The sequence below is a fragment of the Rickettsiales bacterium genome (assembly GCA_035765535.1).
Lineage (GTDB): Bacteria > Pseudomonadota > Alphaproteobacteria > Rickettsiales > JABCZZ01 > JABCZZ01.
Genome location: DASTXE010000006.1, coordinates 502895 through 516306, shown reverse-complemented (window position 1 = coordinate 516306; position 13412 = coordinate 502895). Strand labels below are relative to the sequence as shown.

Genomic DNA, 13412 nt, shown 5'->3' with positions numbered 1-13412 from the left:
GATGTGAAACGGTGGTTGCAAGAGGGTCACACACAAGAAATATCAGAGGCGCCATTATGACGAAAACTTATGGAAAATCCGTGCTGCCGAGCCGCCATGTCACCGAAGGGGTGGAACGTGCGCCGCACCGCTCTTATTACTATGCCATGGGGATGGACAAGAAGCAGATCGCGCAGCCGTTTGTGGGCGTGGTGACGACCTGGAACGAAGCGGCTCCCTGCAATATTACCCTTGCGCGCCAGGCACAGGTGGTGAAAAAAGGTGTTGCGGCTGCAGGCGGCACGCCGCGCGAATTCACCAGCATCACCGTGACCGACGGTATTGCGATGGGCCATCAGGGCATGAAATCCTCGCTCGTTTCGCGTGAAGTGATTGCGGATTCCGTGGAACTGACCGTGCGCGGCCATTGTTATGATGCGCTGGTGGGGCTCGCGGGCTGTGACAAGTCACTTCCGGGCCTTATGATGGCGATGGTCAGGCTCAATATTCCTTCCGTATTCATTTACGGCGGTTCGATCATGCCGGGGCGTTTCAAGGGTAAGGATGTGGACGTGGTCAACGTGTTCGAGGCGGTTGGCCAGTATGCTGCCGGAACGGTGGATGAAGCTTATGTAGATGAATTGGAGCAGGTAGCATGTCCTTCTGCCGGCTCGTGCGGCGGTCAATTTACTGCTAATACAATGGCTTGTGTCTCTGAGGCGATCGGACTTGCATTGCTCGGCTCTGCGGGTGCGCCTGCGCCGTATGAATCGCGCGATGCATATGGATTTGCGGCAGGCGGAGCAGTGATGGAACTGCTGAAGAACAAACTGCGCCCGCGCGATATCGTAACACGCAAATCGCTCGAAAACGCGGCGATGGTGGTGGCGGCTACGGGCGGCTCAACGAACGCTGCGCTGCATCTGCCTGCGATTGCGCATGAGGCGGGGATCGATTTCGACATTCACGCGGTGGGCGAAGTGTTTAAGCGTACGCCGTATTTCGCGGATCTGCGTCCGGGTGGGCGTTTTGTAGCGAAGGATCTGTATGATGTTGGCGGTATTGCGATTGTAATGAAGGAACTGCTGGATATCGGACTGTTCCATGGTGATTGCATTACAGTCAGCGGCAAGACGCAGGCGGAAAATCTGGCGAAGATCAAGTTCCCGCAGGATCAGAAAGTCGTTCTGCCGGTCAAACAACCGCTTTCGCCGACTGGTGGCGTAGTAACGCTTTCGGGCAATTTGGCGCCGGAAGGGGCGATTGTAAAGGTTGCAGGCATGAAGCCGCAGCAGCAGAAATTTAAGGGTACGGCGCTGTGCTTCGATTCCGAAGAGGAAGCGTTTGCGGCGGTGGAAAAACGTGCTTACAAGGACGGCGATGTCATCATCATTCGCTATGAAGGGCCGCGTGGCGGTCCCGGCATGCGCGAAATGCTTTCCACGACAGCGGCTTTGTACGGTCAGGGCGCTGGCGACAAGGTCGCGCTCATTACGGACGGGCGTTTCTCCGGCGGTACGCGCGGGCTCTGCATCGGCCATGTGGGGCCGGAAGCGGCAGTTGGCGGGCCGATTGCGCTGCTTAAAGACGGCGATATCATCAACATCGATGCTGAAAAAGGTACGATTGATGTTGAACTTTCAAATGAGGAACTGGCCAAGCGCAAAGCCGCATGGAAGCCGCGTGAGACGGATTATGCCTCCGGCACGCTCTGGAAATACGCGCAGATCGTAGGTCCGGCTGCCAAAGGAGCGGTGACGCATCCGGGCGGTAAGGCTGAAAAGAAAATGTACGCTGATATCTAATCAAGGTGCAGATAGATAAAAAAGGCGCTGTGAAACTCACAGCGCCTTTATTTTTTGGGCTTTTAGCTGCTAGGCGTGAGAAACGAAATCCGCTAATGCCTTGTGCAGGCGTTTCAGGCCTTCCTTCATTTCCGTCTTATTGACGGTGAGGGGGGGCATGATGCGCAGCACGTCCGGCCCGGCTTGCAGGATCAGCACATTATGCCTGCGAGCGACTTCCGTGATATCCCCGGCTTTGCCGCGCCACTGGTCATTAAGTTCGGCGCCCACGATCAGGCCTTTGCCTCGGATTTCCTTGAACAGCCCGAGTTCCTTATTGATTACTTTCAGCTCGGCAAAGAGTTCTGCACTACGGGTTTTGACATTCTGCACCAGCGGCTTGGACTGCAGTTTCTTCAGTACCGCACCAGCGACAGCGGTAGCCAGCGGATTGCCGCCGAACGTGCTGCCGTGCGAGCCGAACTGGAAGGTTTCGGCCGCTTTATCGCCGACCAGCATGCCGCCGATCGGGAAACCGCCGCCCAAGCCTTTGGCAACCGTTACGATATCCGGCTTTACCCCGGCCTCGTGCTGGTATGCGAAGAACTTGCCGGTGCGCGACATGCCGCTCTGCACTTCATCCAGAATCATGAGCAGGCCGTGCTTGTCGCATAACTCGCGAATAAATTTGAGGAATCCCGGCTTGGCAGGTGTGATTCCGCCTTCGCCCTGAATGGGTTCCAGCATGATGGCGCAGGTATTGTCGGTAACGAGCTTTTCCAGCGCTTTTTCGTCATTGAACGGGCAATAAACGAAGCCTTGCGGCAGTGGCTCAAAACCAGCCTGATATTTGGGTTGTGCTGTGGCCGTGACGGTTGTCAGCGTGCGGCCATGGAAGGAGCCGATAAAGGTGATGATTTCGCGCTTTTCCGGCGGCCTGCCATTGTTAGTAGCGTATTTACGGGCGAGCTTGATTGCGGCTTCATTGGCTTCCGCACCGGAATTGCTGAAAAATACATGTTTGGCGAAGCCGGACATTTTGACCAGCGTTTCTGCCAGCAGGATACCCGGCTCGGTATAGAATATGTTGCTGGTATGCCAGAGTTTTTTGGCCTGTACGGTGAGCGCTTTCACGAGAGTTGGATCGCAATGGCCCAGCCCGTTTACGGCAATACCGGAACCGAAGTCAATATACTCATTTCCATCGATATCCCAGATACGTGCGCCCTTGCCGTGGCTGATGATCATTTCACGCTGCTTATAGGTGGGAAGAAAGTATTTTTTTCCTTTAGATATAAGCTGCTTGGTCTGTTTGGAAGCGGGTTTGATCATGGGAAAGAACACCTTAAGGTTAGTGTATTTTATGCAACTATATTAATCGTAAAGCCTGAATTGGCAAATATTGATTTGCTATTCTTGTCCAGATGCGATATTAAACGCAACGCAAAATTTATATTTTATTTATAACTTTTCTAATCTAAACAAAGGGGCTACAAAATGAAAAAACTTACCGCCAGCCTGGTATCGGCAGTTGTTGTGCTGTCTTCGACCGCTGCATTCGCTGATACGCCTGTCGTTCGCGAAATGAACAGCTTTTCTCATATTCTGGAAATTGCTAACAAGAGCCGCGCTCAGGCAGCCGCTCCTTCCGAATTCGTGATCTACCACCAGGAAGCTGGCCACAAGCCGTGCCCCGAAAAGCATGCCAAAAAAGGCAAGAAGCACCACGGCAAAAAAGAACATGCTGCTGAACAGCACCATGGCAAAAAGCACCATGGCCACAAACACCACCATGGCAAAAAAGCTGCCGCTCCGGCTGCAGAAAAGACCTCCAAGTAATATTGGGGACTGAACACGGAAAGCAGCCTGTAGACTCTACAGGCTGCTTTTTTTATGGGTGATTATTTGAAAAGTCTGCTATGCATTGCTGTCATTGGCGGTCTTGCCACTTTTGAAATAATCTCTGGTCATTACTTCATATTGATTTGCGATAGGTGCGTGTATGTTCTCCTCGTTTGAGATGATGATGGCCTGGCGTTATCTGCGGGCGCGGCGCAAGGAAGGCTTTGTTTCCCTCATCACAGCCTTTTCACTTGCAGGCATTGCGCTTGGGGTGGCGGCGCTTATCGTTATCACATCGGTCATGAACGGCGTGAAGACCGAGATGCTCAAGGATTTCATCGGCTGGAGCGGACATATCAGCGTGTATGGTGCGGGCGGTTCGATCGACCATTATGACGATGTGATCAAGCAGTTACAGATTCCGGGTGTAACGAGCGCGATTGCCAGTGTGGAGGGGCAGGTGATGGTCTCCGCCAATGGCCGTGCTTACGGTGCGCAGGTGCTGGCGTTGCGTTATGACGATCTGGAGCAGAAGCGTCATATTGTGGACAAGATCACTTCCGGCAATCTTGCGGATTTTAAAACGGGAGACGGTATTGTCCTGGGGCAGCGGCTGGCAGAAAATCTCGGTGCCAGCGTGGGCGATTCCGTGACACTGATTTCGCCGGAAGGCAGGCAGACGATTGCAGGGCTCGTGCCGCGCCTGAAAGCCTATCCGCTTGCGGCAACCTTCAAACTCGGCATGAACGCTTACGACTCCGGTATGATTCTCATGCCGTTCAAGGAAGCGCAGGTTTATTTCAAACTCGGCGACGGGGGCTCTGACCGTGTGACGGCTATTCAGGTCAATGTGAACAATCCTTATGACGCACAGCGTATCGCACAAGAGTTGCAAGATAAGCTGGGCAACGGTTTCCGTATTTATGATTGGCAGGAAAGCAACCGCTCCATATTCCAGGCCCTGACGGTGCAACGTAATGTGATGTTTATTATCCTGACGCTGATTATTCTGGTGGCTGCGTTCAACATCATCTCCAGTCTTATCATGCTGGTCAAAGATAAGGGGCATGATATTGCAATCTTGCGCACTATGGGGACGACGCGCGGTTCGGTCATGCGCATCTTTTTTGCCTGCGGTTCGCTTATCGGTATTGCGGGAACGGCCATTGGCGTGGTGCTGGGGCTCGTGCTGGCGGTCAATGTCGATAATATCCGCGTATTCATTGAACGCGTGAGCGGTGGAAGAATTCTGGCCGAGCAGCTTTACTTCCTATCTACGCTGCCGGCGGAGATCGATCCGCTGGAAGTAGCGCTGGTGGTTGTCATGGCGCTCGGGCTTTCCTTCCTTGCGACGCTCTATCCGGCAAGGCGTGCGGCGAGACTCGATCCGGCGGAGGCATTGCGTTATGAGTGATATCGTATTCGAGCTTAAAGGGGTAAAGCGTTCCTTTGCGCAGGGCGGACAGGTGCTGGAAGTGTTGCGCGGTATCGATCTGCAGGTGAAACGCGGTGAAATTATTGCGCTGGTCGGAGCCTCCGGTTCCGGCAAAAGCACCTTGCTGCAGATTGCAGGATTGCTGGACACGCCGAGCAGCGGCGAGATCATTATTGAAGGCCAGCATGCGGAAACAGCAGACGATAATCAGCGCACGATGCTGCGGCGCAACCATCTGGGTTTCGTCTATCAGTTCCATCATCTGCTGCCGGAATTCTCGGCGACGGAAAATATTGCACTGCCGCAAATGGTCGCGGGCGTGCCTTATCGTGAAGCGGCTGCGCGTGCGGCAACGCTGCTGGAAGGGCTTGGACTCGCACGTCGGGGCGATCACCGGCCAGCGGAGCTTTCCGGCGGGGAGCAGCAGCGTGTGGCGATTGCACGTGCGCTTGCCAATAATCCGGCGCTGATTCTGGCGGATGAGCCTACGGGCAATCTCGACCCGCATACCTCGGAGTCGGTATTCAAACTGTTTATCGATCTGGCGAGGTCGCGCGGACTCTCTGCAATTGTTGCGACGCACAACCTTGAACTGGCGCGGCGTATGGATCGGGTAGTGAGTTTGCACGACGGCAAAATAGAATAACCTCGTTCTAAGAAAACCTTGTTCATTCATCATACCGCGATTTAATCGCGGTATCCCGTGCGGATGATAGAGATCCCGCTGTCAAGCAGCGGGATGACGTCTAAAGCTATGCTCTTTACTGGCTCACGCGTAGGTTTGCCAGTTGGTCGCCGATCTGCTGGAACGCGGCTTCCAAGTCCGCGTTGCTCGGTGCAAGGAAGTAATGGCTCGTATCGCCGGTGTAGTTCTGTGTGGCGCAGTGTTTCAGCAATGTTGTATCAATGTCGCTGGAACTGCCGAAACCGATCGTATAAACGATGATACCCTTGCTCTTAATCGCATCGCATACGGTGTAAGTTAGTTTATCAAGTTTGGTGGTGGTGTCCGGATAGGTAGAGAAATTCTCGTAAGCGCTATCGGAGTGTGCGGTAGTATTCACACCGTCTGTCATTAGTACAATTACTTTTAACATTTTTTCTGTGTTATAGGGCAAAGGAAGCTGCACGGTCGTGGTCGTGTCTGGGTAGGTGAAGGTTGGCGTGCTGCCCCATAAGCCTGTCCAGTTTGGCGATAACATACGCCAGCCCCAGGCAAATCCAAGCTGGATCATCGTGCTGCCATTGGCGGTCATGCTCTTAATGGTAGCAACAGCATCACTTTTATAAAGCGACATCGGTTGGACGTCAGCTTTAGGACATGTGCTATTTCCGCTTTTAATTAAGGCCTGAAAGTAAGTGTTTGACGAAGAGGAAGAGGGAGGGTCATCTGAGATATCCAGTGTAATGGGGCCTTCGCCTACAGGTACGGATATCCCGGAATCGGTTGTGCTGTTGATCGAGTAACTGCGTGAATCGACACAACCGCCCATACTTGTCTTGTTACTGGCTGTTACGTTATTGACAAAGCTCGAACCGGGGGCTGCGGTGATATTCAAATTCACCATATCTGAGAAGGGCACTACACCGATAAACAGATCGGACAGGGTATTGTTATTACCGTATAAGATATCCAGTAATCCACTGGTGACAAGACCTTCATTTTCACATCTCGTACTCGTGGTGCCAAATGCGGCATCGCCCGCCAATGCGCATTTCAGCGCATCAATCTTTGCCGGGTTGGAGGTGGTGACGGAACCGCCATTGACGGCGTTGCCCATCGATCCCGTATTATCGAGTACGAGCGCAAGTTCGAGCCCGGATGTCTGACGCGTGATCTGGGAGTTGGCCGAAACCGGGATTGAATTAATGCCCACGACTTTCATGAAAGTAGTCGGCTCCCTTGTGCTGGCAGAGAGATTGATCGTATAGGTGCTGGCGCTTGAACAGGTGACAGTATTGCCGTTCATATCTGCGCAGGTGATATTCAGTGTCACAGCGCCGGAGTTCAGATATCCGGTCGGAAAATTGGCATTGAAATAACGTGTGGCTTGCGTTGTCGGATCGACGCTGCTTGCGGTAGCGCCTGCGGCGAGTCCTGCTGCGTCCAGCGAAGAAGAGATTTTCGCCTGCAGGGTCTGGGCGCGCGCCATATCGATTGCTGCACCGCCTGCCATGATCATCAACAGTGACGACAATGCCACCAGTACGAAAACGCTGCCTTTTTCATCAGCGCAGAATTGTTTGAAGATATTGGGCATATAAATCTCCCGTTTCCTTACAGCAGTCCAGAATATTCCTAAACCGCTCTTTATTTTGCCTAAGGGGGATGCTCCCCCTTCGCTTACGCTACCCCCTTGCTTACGCGAGGTCGTCGTATAGAACTCCTCCACGCCTCCCGCACATTTCTTTCCTAGCAGTGCGATGAGAACCCTGTCAGTGCGCCGAGGCGCGGTACGTAAATCGAATATCTGTAGATACGGAACGAACCCAGTATCCTGTTATTGCTGATGATGGGAGTGAAGCTGTAATACACTTCTCCGATCACGACTTCTTCTCCTGCGCTCATGGTAAAGCCGCTGGGAAGCGTTGCGTTGCTGCCCACCGTAGTGCCGAGACTGCTGTTTACGGATAACGCGCCACCGCCGCAATACTGCCAGTTGATGACGGGGGAATTAGAGCCGGTTTTGGTGATGTCAGTCACGATGACCTTGATCTTCGGATCGCTTACGCCGGTCGTGTAGGGGCTCATCATGTCCGTGACAGCGCTCATCAATTGAGACATCTGGCTGGTGGTGACGGGCCCGGTGTTGGGGTCGGTCTGTGTGGTAACGTCGGCGACGCTGGCCGCTACTTTCTCCAGTTTCTGTGTGATGAGCAGGCAACGTGATATTTCCACCGATCCCATGAACATCATCAGCATCAGTGAAATCGAGAGCGCGAACTCGAGATAGGCGAGCCCTTCTTCGCGTACCAGTAAATCCCGGAAATGTTGCCTGAGGGATGCCATGGACTACCTTGAGGTTGAAGGATAAGGCTCGTTCTTCACCACGGCGCTGGAGGTGATGGTGTAGGTGCCGTTATTGCCGAAGAACTGCTGGATCATGGGAGTAAATATCGGCCAGGGGTAGGATGCGGTATAAACCACGATATCGCCCGGACCGCCAAGGCCTGCCGCGCCCATGTCGGAATCCCACTGGCCGTTGCCGTTTATATCCGTATAAGGGTCGCCCACAACATAATGGCCGACACCGTTAATATCCGTATAGGGTTCGGGTTCGCCGATATTGCCATAATCTGAGTAGGATTTCGAGCTGACGGTTAGGAGATTGGCTTTGAGGAGTCCGCTCACGCGTGTCTGAATGACGCAGGTAATATATTGCTGACGGGTCTGGGTCGGTGAAGCGCAAGTGCCGCTGGTGGAAGTGTTGTTATAGCCGGTTTTGGCGAGTCTCGCAGCAGCATTCGTTGAGCCTTCCAGCACGGCTGAGGCATACATGACCAGCCCGTATTCGATAGTACCGAGCAGAAGCAACAGTAATATCGGCGCGACGATAGCGTATTCCACGGCAGTGGCGCCTTGCTCGGATTTGCGGAACCTTTGATACAGAAACTGCATATTATCCCCAGCGGTCCGGAAGCACGGCCATTCGCAGGCCAAACGCAAGGCTTGCAGGCTTACTCCCGCTTTCCTTATCATACCCCAATGCGCGTGGTTTTTAAATAGGGAAATTGCTTTTTTATGAGAGGGTTATTGCGCTGCTTTATAGCGTATTTTAGCCAAATACAATATGGGCGCAGTAAGCTATCCTCACTGCGCCCTGAACAGTCTTTAAATTACTTGCCCTTACGCACGGAGTCGATGGTCGATTGCAGATCGCTCAGCGGCACCACTCCCGGGATAATATGGGTGCCGATGACCAACGCAGGAGTGCCGTGAATATCCAGATTCAGCGCCAGTTCCCTTGTCTGTGCGATCTCTTTTTCTATATCGGGGCTTTCCATGGTTTTCTTAAGCACTGCGGGGTCGATACCGAGTTCCTGTGCTTTCTGGGTCAGGTTTTCCATGGTGAAAGCGGTCGTCATTTCCATGAGGCTCGAATGGAAGGCCAGGTACTTGCTTTTATCAATTTTGTTGACGGCAAGTGCCGCTTTGGCAGCCAGTGTGGAATCATCACTCAGGATCGGGAATTCCTTGAATACCATCTTAACCTTCTTATCGCTTTCCAGCAGCTGGGCTATGACGGGAAGAAAGCGTTTACAGTAACCGCAGTGATAATCAAAGAATTCGACGACAGTTACATCCCCCTTCGGGTTTCCGACAAACGGAGAGAGAGGATCCTCCTGCAGCTGCCCTTTCAGCGCGGGCAGGTTTTTCGTGACATCTGCCGCAGCTTCTGCCTGCTTCTTTTTCTGGTAGTCGGTAACGGACTGCAGAATCATCTCGGGATTGTCACGGATGACCTGTTTTACAATGGCTTCCACTTCCGCTTTGCTTAAAGATTTTTCCTGTGCGAGGGAGGCGGTAGAGGACAGCAATAACGCGCCGGAAGCAAGGGCGGATAAAGCGAATTTGGCCAGGGAAGTATGCATAAATATTCCTGTATGAAGGGTGGTATGTGATTTCAGGGTAGCTGTTTCGGCAGGCAAATTCAACAGCGGATAGGCGCGCCTAGAATTTTTCCAGGCACCACAGCATGATGGCTTTCTGAACATGCAGGCGGTTTTCGGCCTCGTCCCAGACGACGGAGCGCGCGCCGTCCAATACTTCGGCCGTCACTTCCTCACCGCGATGGGCGGGCAAGCAGTGCATGAACAAGGCATCCTTTTCGCCCTGCTGCATCAATGCCTCGTCTACCTGGTAGGGCTGCAGCAGGCGCATGCGGTTTTCGCTGTCCGAGTCGCCCATGGAGACCCATGTATCGGTCACGAGCAGATGCGCGCCCTTTGCAGCTTCCTGAGGGTTTGCGCTGATTTCTATGGTTGCGCCCTGTGTCTGTGCCCAGGCAACCAGCAGCGGGTCAGGCATCAGTTCCTGAGGGCAGGCGACAGCCAGTGTAAAACCGAACTTTGCAGCGGCGTGGATAAAAGAATGGCAGACGTTATTGCCGTCTCCGAACCAGGCGACTTTTTTGCCGGTGATAGGACCGCGATGTTCTTCATAGGTCAGGATGTCGGCCATAATCTGGCAGGGATGGCTGTAGCCTGTCAGCCCGTTCACGACGGGGACGGCGGAATGCTGCGCCAGTTCGGTCAGCATTTCGTGTTTGTGGCAACGCAGCATGATGATGTCGATATAGCGCGAGAGCACCTTGGCGGTATCGGAAATGGTTTCGCCGCGGCCGATCTGGGTATCCTTGCCGCTGAGATAAATGGCCTGGCCGCCCAGTTCCAGCATCCCCACTTCGAAAGAGACGCGTGTGCGGGTGGAGTTTTTCTCGAAGATCATCGCAAGCTTTTTGCCGGCCAGCGTCCGGTTTTCTTCGCCCGCTGCGCGCGCTTTCTTAAGCTTCACCGCCATGTCGAGAATGGCGCGTAAATCGCGGGGAGCAATATCCGATAAATCCAGAAAATGTTTCATGGTGTATGTTCGCTGTTGAGGTTGGTTTAGCTGTTGGCAATGACGTCACGCAGGATGCGGACGGCTTCTTCCACATGGGATTGCGTGATGATAAGGGGGGGCAGGAAGCGGATGATATTATCGCTTGCCAAGGCCACTGTCAGCAGTCCGCGCTCGCGCAGGCGGGCGACAATTTCGGTCGCGCGCGGTTTGGTTTTAACGCCGAGCATCAGGCCCATTCCGCGAATTTCTTCGATAACATGCGGAAAATCATTCATGGTTCTCTGCAGCGCGTCTTTCAACTGATCACCCACTTTCTGCACGCATTCCATGAAACCATCTTTGAGCATGACATCCAGCACGGCGTTGGCTACGGAGGTTGCCAGTGGATTGCCGCCGTAAGTGCCGCCGTGAGAGCCGGGGGTCATGCCTTTGGCGGCATGGGCGGTGGCAAGACATCCGCCCACGGGGAAGCCGCCGCCGATGCCTTTGGCGATGGAGCAGATATCCGGCGTGATGCCGTAATGCTCGAAAGCGAACATGCGGCCCGTGCGGCCGATGCCGCATTGCACTTCGTCCAGGAACAGCAGCAGGCCGTGCTCGTCCGCAAGTTTGCGTAAGCCTTGCAGGTATTCCATACCTTGGGGGCGGATGCCGCCTTCGCCCTGAATAGTTTCAAGCATGATGCCGCCAGTCTGCGGTGTTACGGCTGCGCGTGCGGCTTCGAGATCGCCGAACGGCACCTGGTCGAAGCCTTCAAGCAGCGGTTCATAGCCTTCAACGGCTTTGGGGCTGCGTCCGGCAGAGATACAGGCCAGAGTACGGCCATGGAATGAGCCGGTGACGGTGATAATGCGCGGGCGCGGCGTGCCGTTTGCGTAATGAAAGCGGCGGATCATTTTTATACCGCATTCGACGGCTTCCGTGCCGGAATTCGTCATGAAGACTTTATCGGCGAAAGTATGGTTTGTGATGCGTTCTGCAAACTTTTCCAAGCCCGGCGTGCGGTAAAGATTGGAGCAGTGCCAGAGTTCCTGCGCCTGTTTGGTAAGACTTTCGACCAGATGGGGATGGCAGTGACCGAGGGAGTTGACGGCGATTCCGGATGCAAAATCAAGATATTGTTTCCCTGCCTCGTCAAACAGGTAAGCGCCATTGCCCCGCACCATTACAATATCGGTACGGTTGTAGACCGGCAGCAAAGAAGCAATTTGTTCCTGATTTACCACGGTATATCCGAAAAAGCGGACATTATCTGCACTAGTCAGATGCTTGTCAAATATAATTAAAGTAAATTCAGGCTATCAGTGTACGTAGATTCTAACTTCGCTGGAGAGCACGTGCTCGGAAGTGTGTGTCAGCGTCAGGCGGCTTTGCGGCATGCCCATTTCGTCGAACGTTTTCATGACGCGGGCGGTATTGCGGGCGGCAATATCGTCATAAATCTGCTGTTCGCTGCCATCGTTGGAATGCTGGCTCACGGATACGACATCAAAATGCGCACCCGGTTTGATTTTGAAAGCCTGATTCATGGTTTCATACAGGGCTTTGGCGAAATCGACATGCGGCTCGTTGAAGCGGATAATCATCAGCGGCAGTTGGCCTTTGGTTTCCCGTGGTGCGGGCTGGTAAGCTGCCTGGGGAGCCGCGATGGCGGTGCCGGACAGGGTTAACAGGCAAGCCAGTGCGCTGATAGCGATCTTTTTCTTCATAGGCCGTTTGTCCTTCGTCATAAGCATTATATTGGAAAATGGCATAAATAATCAAAAGTGGAAAGTATAAAATTAGTTTTTTAACTTCTGTGACATTTCCAGCATACGTTCCAGCGGCCTGCGCGCGGAGGCGATCATTTCCGGTGACAGCAGCAGTTCCGGCGAGCGGTTCTTCATGCACTCGTAAAGCTTTTCCATCGTGTTGAGCTTCATGTAAGGGCAGGTGTTGCAGGAGACACAGGCGCCCTCAACAATGCCGGGCGATTCATGGAATATGCTGCCGGGTGAGAGCTTGCGCATCTGGTGAATGATGCCCGGTTCCGTCAGGACAATGAATTCCTTGCCCGGATTGGCTTCGGTGAAGCGAAGCAGAGAGGAGGTCGAGCCGATATGATGGGCGTATTTCAGCAGGTCCTGCGGGCATTCGGGGTGGGCGATGATAAAGGCGTCCGGATGACGGGTCTTGAGTTTAACGAGTTCTTTCTCAGAAAAGCGCTCATGCACCATGCAGCTGCCGTTCCACAGTACCATGTCACGGCCGGTCTTGCCGATCAGGTAGCTGCCCAGAAACCGGTCCGGTGCGAAAATGATCTTCTGGTCTTCCGGGATCTGGCGGATGATATGTTCGGCGTTTGTGGAGGTGACGATGATATCCGACAGCGCCTTAACCTCTGCGGAGCAGTTGATATAACTCACTACAATATGATCCGGGTGCTGCTGCTTGAATTTGGCGAATGCAGGGGCCGGGCAGGAATCTTCCAGCGAGCAGCCTGCTTTCAGGTCCGGCAGCAGGACGGTTTTCTTCGGGTTGAGGATTTTTGCGCCTTCGGCCATAAATTTTACGCCGCAGAAGACAATGACGTCGGCGTCCGTCGCGGCGGCTTTGCGGGCGAGGTCGAGCGAGTCGCCTACGAAGTCGGCGATGTCCTGGATATCATCTTCCTGGTAATAATGGGCGAGAATGACGGCGTTCATGCTTTTGCGCAAGGCATCGATATTCTGTTCGAGGGTGGGCATTTTCTTTGCTATCCGACTGAATTACAAACTGATATGCAGTGTTTCGTAACAATGTAACATAATAAGTGATAAGGGAGTATACC

The 13412-nt window shown here is 53.6% G+C and carries 13 protein-coding genes; 4 read left to right on the top strand and 9 right to left on the bottom strand.

The features are described 5' to 3' along the window. The first annotated feature begins 56 nt into the window (after positions 1-56). Entirely contained in the window at positions 57-1784 is a 1728-nt protein-coding gene (ilvD, locus tag VFT64_11215) for a dihydroxy-acid dehydratase (GenBank protein ID HEU5048397.1), read from the top strand. 69 nt (positions 1785-1853) lie between these two features. Here the strand turns inward: ilvD and VFT64_11210 are convergent, their stop codons facing one another. Next, positions 1854-3095, bottom strand: a complete 1242-nt coding sequence (locus VFT64_11210; protein ID HEU5048396.1) for an aspartate aminotransferase family protein — start codon at positions 3093-3095, stop codon at positions 1854-1856. A 165-nt stretch (positions 3096-3260) separates the two neighbouring features. Here VFT64_11210 and VFT64_11205 point away from each other — a divergent pair, with 165 nt between their 5' ends. The 3 genes from VFT64_11205 (at position 3261) to VFT64_11195 (ending at position 5686) form a co-directional block, all read left to right on the top strand. Then, on the top strand, positions 3261-3602 hold the full coding sequence (locus VFT64_11205) for a hypothetical protein (protein ID HEU5048395.1): 342 nt from the start codon (positions 3261-3263) through the stop codon (positions 3600-3602). A gap of 163 nt (positions 3603-3765) precedes the next feature. Then, positions 3766-5019, top strand: coding sequence for a lipoprotein-releasing ABC transporter permease subunit (locus VFT64_11200; protein HEU5048394.1), 1254 nt, complete (start codon positions 3766-3768; stop codon positions 5017-5019). Continuing rightward, positions 5012-5686, top strand: coding sequence for an ABC transporter ATP-binding protein (locus tag VFT64_11195; protein HEU5048393.1), 675 nt, complete (start codon positions 5012-5014; stop codon positions 5684-5686). The genes VFT64_11200 and VFT64_11195 overlap by 8 nt, the downstream gene beginning before the upstream one ends. A 115-nt stretch (positions 5687-5801) precedes the next feature. On the opposite strand, the gene VFT64_11190 is transcribed toward VFT64_11195, so the two are convergent. From VFT64_11190 to nadA, 8 genes are all read right to left on the bottom strand, one after another. Beyond that, on the bottom strand, positions 5802-7301 hold the full coding sequence (locus VFT64_11190) for a hypothetical protein (GenBank protein HEU5048392.1): 1500 nt from the start codon (positions 7299-7301) through the stop codon (positions 5802-5804). Positions 7302-7453: 152 nt separating this feature from the next. Continuing rightward, entirely contained in the window at positions 7454-8050 is a 597-nt protein-coding gene (locus VFT64_11185) for a TadE/TadG family type IV pilus assembly protein (protein ID HEU5048391.1), read from the bottom strand. 3 nt (positions 8051-8053) lie between these two features. Then, positions 8054-8659 (bottom strand): TadE/TadG family type IV pilus assembly protein, encoded by a 606-nt coding sequence (locus tag VFT64_11180; protein HEU5048390.1) that lies wholly within the window; start codon positions 8657-8659, stop codon positions 8054-8056. Positions 8660-8877: 218 nt separating this feature from the next. Continuing rightward, positions 8878-9633, bottom strand: coding sequence for a DsbA family protein (locus VFT64_11175; GenBank protein ID HEU5048389.1), 756 nt, complete (start codon positions 9631-9633; stop codon positions 8878-8880). Between the two features lie 79 nt (positions 9634-9712). Next, positions 9713-10621: an ornithine carbamoyltransferase gene (gene argF, locus VFT64_11170; GenBank protein ID HEU5048388.1), complete on the bottom strand. Its 909-nt coding sequence runs from the start codon at positions 10619-10621 to the stop codon at positions 9713-9715. A 26-nt stretch (positions 10622-10647) separates the two neighbouring features. Beyond that, positions 10648-11829 carry an aspartate aminotransferase family protein gene (locus VFT64_11165; GenBank protein HEU5048387.1) on the bottom strand — a complete coding sequence of 394 codons (1182 nt, stop codon included), beginning with the start codon at positions 11827-11829 and terminating at the stop codon, positions 10648-10650. Positions 11830-11904: 75 nt separating this feature from the next. After that, positions 11905-12312, bottom strand: coding sequence for a hypothetical protein (locus tag VFT64_11160; protein ID HEU5048386.1), 408 nt, complete (start codon positions 12310-12312; stop codon positions 11905-11907). 72 nt (positions 12313-12384) lie between these two features. Next, positions 12385-13329, bottom strand: coding sequence for a quinolinate synthase NadA (nadA, locus tag VFT64_11155; protein ID HEU5048385.1), 945 nt, complete (start codon positions 13327-13329; stop codon positions 12385-12387). Positions 13330-13412 lie beyond the last annotated feature (83 nt).